Origin of the sequence: Micromonospora sp. WMMD710 (genome assembly GCF_029626045.1) — a bacterium.
Lineage (GTDB): Bacteria > Actinomycetota > Actinomycetes > Mycobacteriales > Micromonosporaceae > Micromonospora.
In genome coordinates this window covers 4,793,646-4,808,797 of sequence record NZ_JARUBD010000001.1, presented here as the reverse complement: position 1 = coordinate 4,808,797, position 15,152 = coordinate 4,793,646, and the positions used below count along the sequence as shown (strand labels likewise).

Genomic DNA, 15,152 nt, shown 5'->3' with positions numbered 1-15,152 from the left:
CGCTCGCCGCTCCCAGGCCCGCTCTGCCGCGTTGATCAAGAGGTTCGCGTCATCAGAGGACGGCTCCCTGACGCGAACCTCTTGATCAACTTAGGGAGGTCGGTGTGGGTGGGTGTTAGGGCCAGGTGGTGAGGATCTGCTCTACCGGTAGGGCGTTGCGGGTCGGGTCGGGGGCCGGGGTCGGGCGCGGTGCTGGTGTGCGGTTGAAGCGGGGGGCCGGGGCCGGTTGGATCTGGCCGTCCACCTCGACGAAGGTGCCTCGGGCGGTGTTGTGCGGGTGTTGGTGCGCCTCGCCGGGGGCGAGTACCGGGGCGACGCAGGCGTCCAGCTCGGTGAAGACCGCCGTCCACTCGTCCCGGGTCCGCTCGGCGAACCGTTCGGTGAACCGTCGGCGCAGCTCGTCCCAGCCGCTCGGGTCGTACTGGGCGGGCAGGTCCGGGTCGTCGGCGAGGCCGAGGCCGTCGAGGAGAACGGCGTAGAAGGCCGGTTCCATCGCGCCGACGGCCATGAATCCACCGTCCGAGGTGGCGTACGTGTCGTAGAACGGCGCCCCACCGTCGAACAGGTTGCGCCCGCGCGGCGCCGCCCACAGGCCACCGCCCATGAGCCCGTGCAGGAACGAGGTGAGCAGCGCCGACCCGTCCACCATGGCCGCGTCGACCACCTGGCCGACGCCGGAGCGTTCCCGTTCCAGCAGCGCGGCCAGCACTCCCACGGCCAGCAGCATGCCGCCGCCACCGAAGTCGCCGAGCAGGTTCATCGGCGCGTACGGGCGCTCGCCGGCCCGTCCGAGCGGCTCCAACGCCCCGGCCACCGCGATGTAGTCGATGTCGTGTCCGGCGCGGCTCGCCAGCGGGCCGTCCTGACCCCAGCCGGTCATCCGCGCGTACACCAGTGCGGGGTTGCGGTCCTGGCACACCTGCGGGCCGAAGCCGAGCCGCTCGGCGACCCCCGGCCGGTACGCCTCGACCAGCACGTCCGCCCGCTCGGCGAGGCGCAGCAGGTCCGCCACGCCGTCCGGGGACTTCAGATCCAGCGTGGTGACCCGCCGGCCGCGCTGCAACGGCCCGTCGGTCGGCGCGGCCAGCCGGCCGGCTCCCGGGGCGCCGGGCCGGTCGACCCGCACCACGTCCGCGCCGAGGTCGGCGAGCACCATGCAGCCGAACGGCGCCGGCGCGAGGCTGGCCAACTCGACCACCCGCACCCCGGCGAGTGGCCCGCCGCGTGCCGGCGTCACGCGGTGCCCACCGACTCGGCGGGGCGGCCGGCCGAGGCGACGAGCCGGTCGACCAAATCCTCCGGCGGTGTGAACCGCTCGCCGTAGCGTTGCGCCAGTTCGGCCGCCCGTGCCGCGAAACCGGCCGGCCCGCCCGCGTACTGCCGCACGTAGCGGATCACTCCACCTGTCCAGGCCGGGAAGCCGATGCCGAAGATCGAACCGATGTTGGCGTCGGTCTCGGTGCGCAGCACTCCCTCGTCGAGGCAGCGCAGCGCGTCCAGCGCCTCGGCGAAGAGCATCCGCTCCTGGAGGTCGGTGAACGGCACGGCACGGCCGGCGTCGGTGACCAGGTCGGCGAGGCCGGGCCACAACCGGCCCCGGGTGCCGTCGTCGTAGGAGTAGAAGCCGCGTCCGGCGGCGCGGCCCGGCCGGTCGTACGCGTCGACCAACTCGTCGACGAGCCGGTGTGCGGGCAGTGGCAGGTACTCCTCGCTGGCCGCCTCGAACTGGCGGCGGATCCGCTGGATCAGGGTGAGGCTCACCTCGTCGGCCAGCGCGAGGGGCCCGGTCGGGTAGCCGGCCTGCAACGCGGCCTGTTCCACCGACGCAGCCGGTACGCCCTCGACGACCATGCCGACCGCCTCGTCGATGAACCGGCCGATGACCCGGCTGGTGAAGAAGCCCCGGCCGTCGTTGACCACGATCGGGGTCTTGCCGATCCGCCGGGCCAGGTCGAACGCACGGGCCAGCGCCTCGTCGCCGGTCCGGTCGCCGACCACGATCTCCAGCAGCGGCATCCGGTCCACCGGGGAGAAGAAGTGCATGCCGATGAAGTCGGCCGGACGGTCCACGCCCTCGGCCAGCCCGGTGATCGGCAGGGTGGAGGTGTTGGAGGCGAGCAACGCGTCGGGTGCCAGCACCGGCAACACCTCGGCGAAGACCGCCTTCTTCAGTGCCGGGTCCTCGAAGACCGCCTCGATGACCGCGTCGCAGCCGGTGAGGGCATCCACCTGGTCGGTGATGGTGATCCGGTCCAGTACGGCGCGGGCGTCCGCCTCGGTGGCGCGGCCCTTGCGGACCGCGCGGGCCAGCAGCCGTTCGGCGTGCTCCCGGGCCCGCCCCGCCGCCTCCGGCGAGACGTCCCGCACCACCACGTCCAGACCGGCGCTGGCGCAGGCGTACGCGATGCCGGCGCCCATCATGCCGGCGCCGAGCACCGCCACCCGGCGCACCGGCGCCACGTCCACGCCCGACGGTCGGGCCGCACCACCGTTGACGGCCTTCAGGTCGAAGAAGAACGCCCCGATCATGTTCTTGGCGACCTGCCCGGTGAGCAGACCGATCAGGTGCCGGGTCTCCACGGTGAACGCGGTCTCCACGTCGACCTGCGCGCCCTCGACGGCGGTGGCGAGGATCGCCTCGGGCGCGGGCAGCCGGGCACCCTTGAGCTGTTTGCGCAGGGTGGCCGGGAAGGCCGGCAACTGGGCGGCCAGCGATCGGCTGGCCGGTGAGCCGCCGGGCATCCGGTAGTCCGGCCGGTCCCACGGCTGCTTCGGCTGCGGGTTGGCCGCGATCCAGGCCCGGGCACGGTCCAGCAACTCCGCCTCGGTGGCGACCACCTCGTCGACCAGGCCGGCGGCGAGGGCGTCGGCCGGGCGCATCCGCCGGCCGGTGAGTAACACCGTGGTCAGCGCCCCGGCCAGGCCGAGCATCCGGACCGTCCGGGTGACACCGCCCGCCCCGGGCAGCAGGCCAAGGGTCACCTCGGGCAACCCGAGCCGGCTGTCGGGCGCGTCCAGCGCGACCCGGTGGTGGCAGGCGAGCGCGATCTCCAGGCCACCACCGAGCGCGGAGCCGTTGACGGCGGCGACCACCGGTTTGCCGAGCGTCTCCAGGCGGCGCAGGTCCCGCTTGATGGTGCCGAGCAGGTCGGCGAGGGCGGGCGCGTCCTCACGGGTGGCCCGGATCATCTCCGGCAGGTCGCCACCCGCGAAGAACGTCGACTTCGCGCTGGTCACGATCACACCGACGAGATCGGGCTCGGCCTCCAGCCGGTCGAGGACGGCGCTCATCGAGGCGGCGTACGCCCGGTTCATGGTGTTGGCGGACTGGGTCGGGTCGTCCAGGGTGAGCGTGACGATGCCGTCGGCGCCACGGTCGTACCGGATGGTGTCGGTCATCGGTCTTACCCCCGGTCAGCAGCGCTCGAGAACGGTGGCGACGCCCATGCCGCCGCCGATGCACAGGGTCACGACGGCGCGGCGTAGGTCGCGGCGTTCCAACTCGTCCAACGCCGTGCCGAGCAGCATCGCTCCGGTGGCGCCGAGCGGGTGGCCGAGGGCGATCGCGCCGCCGTTGACGTTCACCCGGTCCGGGTCGAGGCCCAGATCGCGGACGTACTTGAGCACCACCGCGGCGAACGCCTCGTTGATCTCGAACAGGTCGATGTCGTCGAGGGTCAGCCCGGCGACGGCGAGCGCCTTGTGGGTGGCCGGGATCGGGCCGGTCAGCATGAGGGTCGGGTCGGCGCCGGTGACCGCCGCGCCGACGATCCGGGCGCGCGGGGTGAGGCCGAGATCCCGACCGACCTCCTCCGAGCCGATCAGCACCAGCGCCGCGCCGTCCACGATGCCGGACGAGTTGCCGGCGTGGTGGACGTGCTCGATGGCCTCCAGCCAGTGGAACTTCTGCAACGCCACCGCGTCGAAGCCGGCCGCCTCGCCCATCGTGGCGAACGACGGGGTGAGCCGGGCCAAAGCCTCCCGGGTGGTCTCCGGGCGCGGGTGCTCGTCGACGGTGAGGATGTCCAACCCGTTGGCGTCACGGACCGGCACCACCGACCGGGCGAAGTGCCCGCCGGCCCACGCCTTGGCGGCCCGCTCCTGCGACCGCAGCGCATAGCCGTCCACGTCGTCGCGGCTGAAGCCCTCCAGGGTGGCGATCAGGTCCGCGCTGACCCCCTGCGGCACGAACGACGTGGCCAGCGCGGTCTGCGGGTCGGTGGCCCAGGCCGCGCCGTCGGAGCCCATCGGCACCCGGGACATCGACTCCACCCCGCCGGCCAGCAGCAGGTGCTCCCAGCCGGAGCGGATCCGCGCGGCGGCCGCGTTGACCGCCTCCAGCCCGGACGCGCAGAACCGGTTGAGCTGCACCCCGCCCACCTGATCGGGCAGCCCGGCCAGCAGGGCGGCGGCGCGGGCCAGGTCACCGCCCTGCTCGCCGACCGGGGTGACGATGCCGAGCAGCAGGTCCTCCAGCCGGCCGACGTCCAGGCCGGGGTTGCGCTCACGCAACGCGTCGATCAGGCCGACCACCAGCGAGATCGGCTTGACCCCGTGCAGCGCGCCGGTGTCCCGGCCGCGTCCGCGCGGGGTGCGGACCGCGTCATAGACGTACGCCTCAGAGGGCACGGGCGATCAGCTCCTTCATGATCTCGTTGGTGCCGCCGTAGATCTTCTGGACGCGCGCGTCGGCGTACATCCGGGCGATCGGGTACTCCGTCGTGTAGCCGTAGCCGCCGAAGATCTGCAGGCACCGGTCGATGACCTCGCACTGCCCGTCGGTGAGCCAGGACTTCGCCATCGCGGCGGTGGAAACGTCCAGCTCGCCACGGCTGTGCCGGACGATGCAGTCGTCCAGGAAGACCCGGCTGACCCGGGCGCGGGTGGCACACTCGGCGAGCACCATCCGGGTGTTCTGGTGACCCATCAGCGTCTTGCCGAAGGCGCTGCGCTCCTTGGCGTACGCGACGGTCAGCTCGACGGCGCGTTCCATGGCGGCGACCGCGCCGACGCCGATCACGAGGCGTTCCTGTGGAAGCTGCTGCATGAGCTGGATGAAGCCCAACCCCTCGGCGCCCCCGAGCAGGTTGGCCGCCGGCACCCGGAACTCGTCGAAGAACAACTCGGCGGTGTCGTTGGCGTGCAGCCCGATCTTGGACAGCAGCCGGCCCCGGCGGAAGCCCTCCGGGTCGCCACCGACCTCGCAGACCAGCAGCGAGACGCCGGCCGCCCGCTGCTCCGGGTCGGTCTTCACCGCCACGAGGATCAGATCGGCCAGTCCGCCGTTGGTGATGAACGTCTTCGCGCCGGTGACCACGTAGTCGTCGCCGTCGCGGACCGCCCGGGTGCGCATGGCCTGCAGGTCCGAGCCGCCGTCCGGCTCGGTCATCGCGATCGCGCCGACCAGCTCACCGCTGCACAGGCCGGGCAGCCACCGCCGCTTCTGCTCTTCGCTGCCGTACGCCACCAGGTAGCCGGTGACGATGCCACTGTGGACGGCCAGCCCGAGGCTGCTCTCCCCGGTGTACGCCTGCTCGTGCAGCAGGACGGCCTCGTGGGTGAAGCCACCGCCTCCGCCGCCGTACTCCTCCGGGACGGACAGGCCGAGCAGCCCCAGCTCGCCGGCGCGACGGTAGTGCTCGCGATCCGGGTGGCCCTGCGCCAGCAGGCGTTCGGTGTGCGGCAGCACCTCCTTGGTGAAGAAGGTGCGGGCCAGGTCGGCGAGGTCGTCGTGTTCCGGTTCGCGCCAGGGCGAGGGGGAGCCGTCGGGCGTGGGCATGTGCACCACCCTCGCGCCCTGTTGGCGGCATGTCAATAAGCCGTGAGCAGCCCTCGCCGTGATCGACTCCCGGTTTCGTGGAGTCGGGCCATCCGCTCGACACCCCGCCTTCATGGTGAGCTCAAGCTACCGGCGGGCTGGATGAGCGCGGGCCCCACCGTCTCCACCGGGGGGCGGTGGAGACGGTGGGGCGAGGGGTCGACCTGTCGCGGGGGTGTGTCGACCTATCGAGAGCGCCTCGGAGGAGTCGGGAACTGCGACAGCATCACCGCGACCTCCTGGCGAAGAGCGCCGAGGTAGGGGTGGAAGGCGTCGCCGGGACACTCGGTCGGACCGGCCCCGATGGTCGCCCAGTCCCGGTGGCCGGAGATGACGTTGACCGTGCCACTCGCCCCGCTGATCGGGTTGACGTAGTTGGTCTTGGCGCCGGGGGCGAGTCGACCCGTGGCGGCGAGGCCCGCCAGGACGAACACCAACGACCGGTGTGCCGCGGCGCTGGGCTGGCGGGACGTGAACCGGCCCAACAGGCAGATGCCGATGTTGCCCGCGTTGTAGCCACCCACGTGCGCCGCGTTGACCATGAGCGGCCGGCCGTCGGTGCCGGCGCTCGGGCCGTACACCGGGAGGCCTCCCGGGTCGGAGTAGCGACCCTCGTAGATCCGCCCCGCCTCGTCGATCAGCAGGTGGTAGCCGATGTCACCGAATTCCTGCAGGATGCACTGGTCGTAGTAGATGGCACGGACCGTCGCCGCCGGATCCGGGTCCTCGTTGTGTTCGTACACCCCGCTGTGGTGGACCGTCAGCGTCTGCACCGGGAAGAACTCGGTCGGAAACCGCTCGCTGCCGTCGTCGGCGAAGCGGAGCGACTCGTCAGCACCCCACCGTGCGCGGGGCAGGTAGGTCGGCTGCCGGCCACCTCGCGGCACCGGAAGACTGTTCGTCTGCGGGTTCGGGATCCTCCGCCGGGGCCCGTCGACCATGTTCAGTTCGGACACGGTGGCGTCGGAACCGTCGGCGACCTGGACTTCGTACGCGGTGGCGCCGTTGGCGACCACGACGTTGGAGCGGGCCGCTGCCAGGGCTCCGTCCCGGCCGTTCTGACACGCGTTCAGCTCCAGCCAGTCGCTCCACCCCTTGCCGGTGCGGAGTCGAACCGCCGCCGAGGGGCCGCCGTGCTTGATGGAGAGATGGGTCAGCGGGATGGCCGGTGAGGTCACCACCGTCCTGCTCATCAGGCGACCGCGCGGGGCGGCCAGCGGCGACGTCACTTCGGTGGAGGTGGACGGCGCCGCCGTCGCGGACCCGGCGAACGTGCCAGCGGCCGAGAGGCCAACCGCCGCGCCGGCCGCGCCGGAGAGGACTCGACGTCGAGAAACCACAATGCTGCTCCCTTGCTCGATGCCTCAGGCGCCAGCCGGCATGCCGAGCCGTCAGCCTGAGCCTTGGTGCCCTGGCAGGCCCTTCGGACACATCACCAGGATGGGGCGTTGCAGACGCTAAAGCGGCACTCTAGACGATTGGTTTATTGCCCGTGAAGAGCCGCACGAGCCGATCATCCCGCGTGACCGAGGTGATGAGCGGCGGCTGGCCCGGAGCTGCCGCTAGGGTCGGGCAGATGAGTGTCGAGACCGCCCCTCGCCGCCGCCGGTTGGAGCCGGACGCCCGGCGCGGGCAGATCCTGGCCTGCGCGGTCCGGCTGTTCGGCGAGCGGCCGTACGCGGACGTGTCGACCACCGACGTCGCCCGGGAGGCGGGCGTCGCCCGAGGGCTGGTCAACCACTACTTCGGCACCAAGAAGGACCTCTATCTGGAGGTCGTCCGGGTCATGGTGACCATCCCGGAGGTCGCCCTCGAACGGCTGCCCAAGGGTGACCTGCGGACGCGGGTCGACGCGAGCGTCTCGTGGTTCCTCGACGTGGTGTCCCGGCACAGCACCTCGTGGCTGGCGGCGGTAACCGCCCGGGGGATGGGTGGTGACGCCGACGTGGAGCGGGTGCTCGCCGAGGCCGAGGAGGTGGCCGCTGACCGGATGCTCGTCGCCGTCGGGCTGGCTGGTCAGGCCGTGCACCACGAGGAGCTTCGCGGCATGGTCCGGGCGTACTGCGGGTTGGCCACGTCGACCGCCCGCGAATGGCTCCAGCGTGGCGCGCTGACCCGCGCCCAGGTGCACCTGCTGCTCACGACGACCCTGCTGACCATCGTCGAACAGGTCGTCCCGCAGGTCATCGCTGCCGGCGAGCCGGTGCGCCCGGCCGATCCTCGCGCCTAGTCACCGGCGCGCACGGTCGCGGGATCAGGCGGCCCGACCGGCACGCCTGGCCTGGCCGGTACGCGCAGCCGGGGCGGCGAAACGGTCGGCGGCCTGCGCCGGATACGACTCGGGGCGTACCACCCGCAGGGGTCGCTCCACCTCGTCGGCCCCGAACCGCCAGCGGGACGGCGTCGGCTGCCGCTGCGGTGCCGGCCCGCCGGGGCGCAGACCGGGCCGGGACAGCAGCACGGTGATCAGGTAGCCGACCACCAGGAAGCCGTGGCTGATCAGTCGTTCCCCGCCCACCGACCCGGTGGCCAGGTCGTTGACCGACAGCAGCAGCAAGGTGCCGACGAACGCGCTGAGCATCGGCAGCAGACCGGCCGGCGGGGTGCGGCGTACCGCCACGAAGAGGAAGCCGGCACCCACCGCCACGTTCCAGGCGGCAGACTCGTGCCACAGGTGCTGACCGGCGGCATGCACATGATCGGCGGTCGCGCCCCGGCCCACCTGGGCCAGGCCGAGCACCAACTGCACCGCGCCGAGCAGCCCGAGCGTCGCGCGCAGCGCGGCGACCAGCGGGCCACGTCGGGGCATCCGGGGCCGCCACCACCAGCGGCGGGCCGGCGGTGCCTCGGCGGCCGCGGCCAGGATCGCCGCCGTCCGGTCGGGCACCTCAACGACCAATCGGGTACGAACCCGACGGGTCACCGCGGCCGCAGCCATGAACCAGGCCCGGCACTCGGCGCACTCGTCGAGGTGCCCCTGCGCCGCCGTCCGTTCGGCGGCGGTCTCCTCCCCGTCCAACTGCGCGGACAGGACCTCCCGCCACTGCTCACACCCCATGTACCGGTAGTCGCTCCAGTGGCCGCTCCGGTTCCCGGCGACCCGGGCGTGTTGTGGAATACTCGCCGGATCATGACGCGCTACGGCCTGCTGATCCTGCCCGCCACCAACCGGGTGTACGCCCGCTCCGCCATCGACCTCACCCGGGCCGAGCTGGAGATCTTCGGCCGCACGGCGCTCGACGGCCGGGTCGGCGAGCTGGACACCGAGGTGGTCGGCGGGGCGTCCTATGTCACCTTCACCGGTGACGGGCTGACCGAACGGGACCTGGCCGTCCTGGGCAACCTCTCCGCCGGGTACGCGCTGTTCGAGATCGTCGGCGAGCTGCTGCGCCCGATCGAGTGGAGCCGACTGGACCGGTACGACGACGATCTGCTCACCATCCAGAAGTACCCGGGCAAGACCAACGAGCAGTTCACCAAGCTGCTCCTCAACGTCACACTGCTCGCCTCGGACTGGGCCGGCGAGTTCACCAGCCGGCGCTTCCGGGTGCTCGACCCGCTGTGCGGTCGTGGCACCACCCTCAACCAGGCCCTGATGTACGGCTTCGACGCCGCCGGGATCGAGCGGGACCAGAAGGACGTCGAGGCGTACCGGGCGTTCATCACCACCTGGCTGAAGCAGAAGCGGGTCAAGCACCGGGTGCTGGAGTCGGGGCCGGTGCGGCGGGAGCGCAAGGTGGTCGGCCGGCGGGTACGCATCGAGGTGGCCCCGACCCGCGAGGAGCACAAGGCCGGTCGCACGCAGCTGCTGGACGTGGTCAACGCCGACACCACCCGCTCGGCGGAGTTCTTCCGCCCGGAGACCGTCGACCTGGTCGTCGCGGACGCCCCGTACGGCGTGCAGCACGGCAGTCGTACCGCCGATCATGGCTTGACCCGCGATCCGCTGGCGCTGCTCGCGGACGCCGCGCCGGTCTGGGCGCGGCTGCTGCGCCCCGGCGGGGCGCTCGGCATCTCCTGGAACACCCACGTCGCCAGCCGGGACGACGCGGCGGCGGCGCTGGCCGACGCCGGCCTGACCGTGGTGGACGCGGAGCCCTACCGCGCGCTGCGGCACCGGGTCGACCAGTCGATCATGCGAGACGTGCTGGTGGCCCGCCGCCCGGCCTGACCCGGCCTCGCACCTCTGCCCACCCCGCACCACGCCGCCACCCCCATTGGGGGTCTGTGCCGTATTTCACCTGTTCAGTAAGCAGGTGTGAAAACCGCGTCAAGAAAAGGTTCGGCTCCGTCATGGTCGCGTTATGACCCCTGCCGTCCGGCGGGTGGTGGGGCTTTGATTGCCCGGCGCGACCGGAAGGCGGTCGCGACGAACCTTTCCGGTAAGAGGAGTCAGCGTGTCTGACGTGGTGTTCGTGGTCCTCACGGTGGCGCTGTTCGCAGTGCTCGCCCTGGTGGTCCGGGCGGTGGAGAAGCTGTGAACGCGGTAAACGCCGTCGGTCTGGTGCTGGCGATCGTCCTGGGCGCGTTCCTGGTGTTCGCCCTGTTGTTCCCGGAGCGCTTCTGATGACCATGACAACAGCGGGCGTCATCTTCGTGCTGACGCTGGTGGCCGCCCTGGCCGCCGTCTACAAGCCGTTCGGCGACTACATGTTCCGGGCGGTCGCCGGCACGAAGCAGTCCCGGGTGGAACGGGGCATCTACCGGCTGGTCGGGGTCAACCCGGCCGCCGAGCAGACCTGGGGCGTGTACGCCCGCAGCGTGCTCGCGTTCTCCGCGGTTTCGATCCTGTTCCTGTACCTGTTCCAGCGGGTGCAGAACCACCTGTGGCTGTCGCTGGGCTTCGACGCGGTGGTGCCGCACGGCGCGTGGAACACCGCCGTGTCGTTCGTGACGAACACCAACTGGCAGTCGTACTCGGGTGAGTCGACGATGGGCCACCTGGTGCAGATGGCCGGTCTGGCCGTGCAGAACTTCGTCTCGGCGGCGGTCGGCATCGCGGTGGCGGTCGCGCTGGTACGCGGTTTCGCCCGCAGCCGTACCGGGCAGCTCGGCAACTTCTGGGTCGACCTGACCCGGATCGTGCTGCGGATCCTGCTGCCGATCGCGGTGCTCGGCGCCATCGCGCTGATGATCGGTGGGGTGGTGCAGAACCTGTCCGCCGGCACCGACGTGTCCACCCTGACCGGCGGCACGCAGACCATCACCGGTGGCCCGGTCGCCAGCCAGGAAGTGATCAAGGAGCTGGGCACCAACGGTGGCGGCTTCTACAACGTCAACAGCGCCCACCCGTTCGAGAACCCGACCACCTGGACGAACTGGCTGGAGATCTTCCTGCTCCTGCTGATCCCGTTCAGCCTGCCCCGGGTCTTCGGCCGGATGGTCGGGCAGAACCGACAGGGCTACGCCATCGCCGCGGTGATGGGCATCCTCGCGTTCGCCAGCGTCGCCATCACCAACATCTTCGAGCTGGCCGGCCACGGCACGGTGCCGCAGGCGGTCGGTGCGGCGATGGAGGGCAAGGAGGTGCGGTTCGACGTGTCGAACTCGGCCACCTTCGCCGCCGCCACCACGCTCACCTCGACCGGCGCGGTCAACTCGTTCCACGACTCGTTCACCTCGCTCGGCGGCATGATGGCCATGGTCAATATGATGCTCGGCGAGGTCGCGCCCGGCGGCACCGGTTCGGGCCTCTACGGTCTGCTGATCCTCGCCGTGATCACGGTGTTCATCGCCGGCCTGATGGTCGGTCGTACCCCGGAGTACCTGGGCAAGAAGATCGGCTCGCGGGAGATCAAGTTCGCCTCGCTCTACTTTCTCATCACGCCGATCCTGGTGCTGGTCGGCACGGCGGCGGCGTTCGCCACCGGCAACAACTCGACCGCGCTCAACGTCGGCCCGCACGGCCTCTCCGAGGTGCTGTACGCGTTCACCTCGGCCAGCAACAACAACGGCTCCGCGTTCGGCGGCATCACGGTCAACACCACCTGGTGGGACACCGCGCTCGGGCTGTGCATGCTGCTCGGCCGGTTCCTGCCGCTCATCTTCGTGCTCGCGCTGGCCGGCTCGCTGGCCCGCCAGGCACCCACCCCGGCGTCCGAGGGCACCCTGCCGACCCACCGACCGCTGTTCATCGGCATGGTCGTCGGCGTCACTGTCGTCCTCGTCGCGCTGACCTTCCTGCCCGCGCTCGCGCTCGGCCCGCTGGCAGAGGGGCTCTGACCATCATGAGGAACGAGGACATGTCCGTCACGTCCGCCCCAACAGAGCAGCTCCCCGGCACTCCGCGTACCCACGGCAACCGGGTCGGTGGGGGCCTGCTCGACCCTCAGCAGCTCATCCGGTCCCTGCCGGACGCGCTGCGCAAGCTCAACCCGACCACCCTGTGGCGCAACCCGGTGATGCTGATCGTGGAGATCGGCGCGGCGTTCACCACCGTCCTGGCGGTGACCGATCCGTCGGTGTTCGCCTGGGCGATCACCGTCTGGCTCTGGCTGACCGTGGTCTTCGCCAACCTGGCGGAGGCGGTCGCCGAGGGCCGGGGCAAGGCCCAGGCCGCCGCCCTGCGGCAGGCCAAGCAGGACACCATCGCCACCCGGCTGATCGACTGGAAGCCGGGCGCGCGGGCCAACACCTACCGCGACGAGGCGGTGCCCGCCCCGCAGTTGCGCCAGGGCGACGTCGTCCTGGTCGAGGCGGGCGGCATCATCCCCGGCGACGGCGACATCGTCGAGGGCATCGCCAGCGTCGACGAGTCGGCCATCACCGGCGAATCGGCCCCGGTCATCCGGGAGTCCGGCGGTGACCGCAGCGCGGTCACCGGCGGCACGAAGGTGCTCTCCGACCGGATCATCGTGAAGATCACCCAGAAGCCGGGGGAGAGCTTCATCGACCGGATGATCGCCCTGGTCGAGGGCGCCAACCGGCAGAAGACACCGAACGAGATCGCGCTGAACATCCTGCTCGCCGCGCTCACGATCATCTTCCTGCTGGCCGTGGTCACCCTCCAGCCGCTGGCGATCTTCTCCAAGGCGTACCAGGCGGCCGCTCCGGACAGTGGCGCGATCACCGACTCCGGCGTCACCGGGGTCGTGCTGATCTCGCTGCTGGTCTGCCTGATCCCGACCACCATCGGCGCGTTGCTCTCCGCCATCGGCATCGCCGGCATGGACCGCCTCGTCCAGCGCAACGTCCTGGCCATGAGCGGCCGGGCCGTCGAGGCGGCCGGCGACGTCAACACCCTGCTGCTGGACAAGACCGGCACCATCACGCTGGGCAATCGGCAGGCCGCCGAGTTCGTACCCGTCGAGGGGGTCGACGCCGCCACGGTGGCCGACGCCGCGCAGCTGTCCAGCCTGGCCGACGAGACCCCGGAGGGGCGCTCGGTGGTGGTGCTGGCGAAGAACGAGTTCGGGCTGCGGGAACGCGAGCCCGGCGTGATGCCGAACGCCACCTTCGTGCCGTTCACCGCGCAGACCCGGATGAGCGGCGTCGACCTCACCCCGGACGGCAGCGTGGACGGCGGCGCGGTGGGCACGGCCCGCCGGGTCCGCAAGGGTGCCGCCGCCGCGGTGATGAAGTGGGTACGGGAGAACGGCGGCCACCCGACCGAGCAGGTCGGCGAGATCGTGGACGCGATCAGCGGCACCGGCGGCACGCCGCTGGTCGTCGCCGAGCACGTCGACGGCCAGCCCGCCCGCGCGCTGGGTGTCATCCACCTCAAGGACGTCGTCAAATCCGGGATGCGGGAGCGGTTCGACGAGATGCGCCGGATGGGCATCCGAACCGTGATGATCACCGGCGACAACCCGCGGACCGCGAAGGCCATCGCCGACGAGGCCGGGGTGGACGACTTCCTGGCCGAGGCGACGCCGGAGGACAAGCTCGCGCTGATCAAGCGGGAGCAGGAGGGTGGCCGGCTGGTCGCGATGACCGGTGACGGCACCAACGACGCGCCGGCGCTCGCCCAGGCCGACGTCGGGGTGGCGATGAACACCGGTACGTCGGCCGCCAAGGAGGCCGGCAACATGGTCGACCTCGACTCCGACCCGACCAAGCTGATCGAGATCGTGGAGATCGGCAAGCAGTTGCTGATCACCCGTGGCGCGCTGACCACGTTCAGCATCGCCAACGACATCGCGAAGTACTTCGCGATCATCCCGGCCATGTTCGCCGGCCTCTACCCGAGCCTGGACGCGCTCAACATCATGCGGCTGTCCAGCCCGGAGTCGGCGATCCTGTCCGCGGTCATCTTCAACGCCCTGGTGATCATCGCGCTGATCCCGCTCGCCCTGCGGGGCGTGCGGTACCGGCCGGCCGCCGCGTCGAAGCTGCTCAGCCGCAACCTCTGGCTCTACGGTCTGGGCGGCATCATCGTGCCGTTCATCGGGATCAAGCTCATCGACCTGCTCATCCAGTTCATCCCGGGGATTTCGTGATGCGCCTACCCACCTGGATCGCCCAACACCTTGCCGCCCTGCGCGCGGTGCTCGTCTTCACCGTGCTGCTCGGCCTGGTCTACCCGCTGGCCCTGGTGGCGGTCGGCAAGCTGCCCGGCCTCAACCACAAGGCCGACGGCTCGCTGATCTCCTCGGGCGGGACGACGATCGGCAGTTCGCTGATCGGCCAGTCCTTCACCGACGCGGACGGCAACCCCGTCGCCCGCTATTTCCAGTCCCGCCCGTCGGCGGCCGGCGACGGCTACGACCCCACCTCCACCTCGGCCAGCAACCTGGGCCCGGAGAGCGTGGTCGACACCATCGCCACCGACCCGGAGGAGTCCAGCGAGAGCCTGCTCACCCAGGTGTGCGGGCGCAGCAAGGAGGTCGGCGAGCTGAACGGCGTCGACGGCCGGCGCCCCTTCTGCACCACCGACGGGGTGGGCGCGGTGCTCGCGGTCTTCCGCGCCGACGGCCTGACCGGCAAGGTCACCCGGGTGGTCAGCGTCAACCAGGCCGCCCCGGCCACCCCGTTCGTGACCTCGTACGAGGGTGTCGCGGTGGAGCTGGCCCAGCCGGGCGAGGACTACGTGGCCGACGGCGGGGTCATCACCCCGATCCGTGGCGACGCGCCCGCCAAGCCGGCGGTGCCCGCCGACGCGGTCACCGCCAGCGCCAGCGGTCTCGACCCGCAGATCAGCCCGGCGTACGCCGAGCTGCAGGTCAACCGGGTCGCGCGGGAGCGCGGCGCGGACCCGGCGGCGGTCCGCAAGCTCGTCAAGGAGCACACCGACGGTCGCGGGCTCGGCTTCATGGGTGAGCCCGGGGTCAACGTGCTGGAGCTCAACCTCGCCCTCGACAAGCAGTTCGCCGCACGCTGAGCACACGCGCAGACG

General features: G+C 71.4%; 12 protein-coding genes. 6 read left to right on the top strand and 6 right to left on the bottom strand.

The features are described 5' to 3' along the window. Positions 1 to 115: 115 nt before the first annotated feature. The 5 genes from O7620_RS22170 to O7620_RS22150 form a co-directional block, all read right to left on the bottom strand. The gene (locus O7620_RS22170) at positions 116 to 1,237 is read right to left on the bottom strand and encodes a CaiB/BaiF CoA-transferase family protein (protein ID WP_278124878.1); all 1,122 of its coding nucleotides are present in this window, start codon (positions 1,235 to 1,237) and stop codon (positions 116 to 118) included. Then, a complete protein-coding gene (locus tag O7620_RS22165) occupies positions 1,234 to 3,399 on the bottom strand; it encodes a 3-hydroxyacyl-CoA dehydrogenase NAD-binding domain-containing protein (RefSeq protein ID WP_278124876.1) in 2,166 nt (721 codons plus the stop codon). The genes O7620_RS22170 and O7620_RS22165 overlap by 4 nt, the downstream gene beginning before the upstream one ends. A gap of 15 nt (positions 3,400 to 3,414) precedes the next feature. After that, positions 3,415 to 4,629: an acetyl-CoA C-acetyltransferase gene (locus tag O7620_RS22160; RefSeq protein ID WP_151492779.1), complete on the bottom strand. Its 1,215-nt coding sequence runs from the start codon at positions 4,627 to 4,629 to the stop codon at positions 3,415 to 3,417. Continuing rightward, on the bottom strand, positions 4,619 to 5,779 hold the full coding sequence (locus O7620_RS22155) for an acyl-CoA dehydrogenase family protein (RefSeq protein ID WP_151492780.1): 1,161 nt from the start codon (positions 5,777 to 5,779) through the stop codon (positions 4,619 to 4,621). The genes O7620_RS22160 and O7620_RS22155 overlap by 11 nt, the downstream gene beginning before the upstream one ends. 224 nt (positions 5,780 to 6,003) lie before the next feature. Beyond that, a complete protein-coding gene (locus O7620_RS22150) occupies positions 6,004 to 7,158 on the bottom strand; it encodes a peptidoglycan recognition family protein (protein ID WP_278124873.1) in 1,155 nt (384 codons plus the stop codon). 236 nt (positions 7,159 to 7,394) lie between these two features. On the opposite strand from O7620_RS22150, the gene O7620_RS22145 reads away from it, so the two are divergent. Next, positions 7,395 to 8,048 (top strand): TetR/AcrR family transcriptional regulator, encoded by a 654-nt coding sequence (locus tag O7620_RS22145; RefSeq protein ID WP_151492782.1) that lies wholly within the window; start codon positions 7,395 to 7,397, stop codon positions 8,046 to 8,048. Positions 8,049 to 8,072: 24 nt separating this feature from the next. Here the strand turns inward: O7620_RS22145 and O7620_RS22140 are convergent, their stop codons facing one another. Then, entirely contained in the window at positions 8,073 to 8,876 is an 804-nt protein-coding gene (locus O7620_RS22140) for a zf-HC2 domain-containing protein (protein ID WP_278124871.1), read from the bottom strand. 72 nt (positions 8,877 to 8,948) lie between these two features. Between O7620_RS22140 and O7620_RS22135 the strand changes: the two genes are divergently transcribed. The 5 genes from O7620_RS22135 (at position 8,949) to O7620_RS22115 (ending at position 15,137) form a co-directional block, all read left to right on the top strand. After that, positions 8,949 to 9,989 (top strand): SAM-dependent methyltransferase, encoded by a 1,041-nt coding sequence (locus O7620_RS22135; protein ID WP_151492784.1) that lies wholly within the window; start codon positions 8,949 to 8,951, stop codon positions 9,987 to 9,989. 306 nt (positions 9,990 to 10,295) lie between these two features. Then, the gene (gene kdpF, locus O7620_RS22130; protein ID WP_036390805.1) at positions 10,296 to 10,385 is read left to right on the top strand and encodes a K(+)-transporting ATPase subunit F; all 90 of its coding nucleotides are present in this window, start codon (positions 10,296 to 10,298) and stop codon (positions 10,383 to 10,385) included. Further along, positions 10,385 to 12,040, top strand: a complete 1,656-nt coding sequence (kdpA, locus tag O7620_RS22125; protein ID WP_278124869.1) for a potassium-transporting ATPase subunit KdpA — start codon at positions 10,385 to 10,387, stop codon at positions 12,038 to 12,040. The genes kdpF and kdpA overlap by 1 nt, the downstream gene beginning before the upstream one ends. Before the next feature lie 20 nt (positions 12,041 to 12,060). Then, the gene (gene kdpB / locus O7620_RS22120) at positions 12,061 to 14,256 is read left to right on the top strand and encodes a potassium-transporting ATPase subunit KdpB (RefSeq protein WP_278124867.1); all 2,196 of its coding nucleotides are present in this window, start codon (positions 12,061 to 12,063) and stop codon (positions 14,254 to 14,256) included. Next, positions 14,256 to 15,137 carry a potassium-transporting ATPase subunit C gene (locus tag O7620_RS22115; RefSeq protein ID WP_278124866.1) on the top strand — a complete coding sequence of 294 codons (882 nt, stop codon included), beginning with the start codon at positions 14,256 to 14,258 and terminating at the stop codon, positions 15,135 to 15,137. Before kdpB ends, O7620_RS22115 begins: the two co-directional genes overlap by 1 nt. The last annotated feature ends 15 nt before the right edge of the window (positions 15,138 to 15,152 follow it).

Excerpts from the sequence above, each read along its gene's own strand:
- O7620_RS22115 (WP_278124866.1), top strand. The coding sequence starts at position 14,256 with ATGCGCCTACCCACCTGGATCGCCCAACACCTTGCCGCCCTGCGCGCG.
- kdpB (WP_278124867.1), top strand. The coding sequence starts at position 12,061 with ATGTCCGTCACGTCCGCCCCAACAGAGCAGCTCCCCGGCACTCCGCGT.
- O7620_RS22140 (WP_278124871.1), bottom strand. The coding sequence starts at position 8,876 with ATGGGGTGTGAGCAGTGGCGGGAGGTCCTGTCCGCGCAGTTGGACGGG.
- O7620_RS22155 (WP_151492780.1), bottom strand. The coding sequence starts at position 5,779 with ATGCCCACGCCCGACGGCTCCCCCTCGCCCTGGCGCGAACCGGAACAC.
- O7620_RS22145 (WP_151492782.1), top strand. The coding sequence starts at position 7,395 with ATGAGTGTCGAGACCGCCCCTCGCCGCCGCCGGTTGGAGCCGGACGCC.
- O7620_RS22165 (WP_278124876.1), bottom strand. The coding sequence starts at position 3,399 with ATGACCGACACCATCCGGTACGACCGTGGCGCCGACGGCATCGTCACG.
- kdpA (WP_278124869.1), top strand. The coding sequence starts at position 10,385 with ATGACCATGACAACAGCGGGCGTCATCTTCGTGCTGACGCTGGTGGCC.
- O7620_RS22135 (WP_151492784.1), top strand. The coding sequence starts at position 8,949 with ATGACGCGCTACGGCCTGCTGATCCTGCCCGCCACCAACCGGGTGTAC.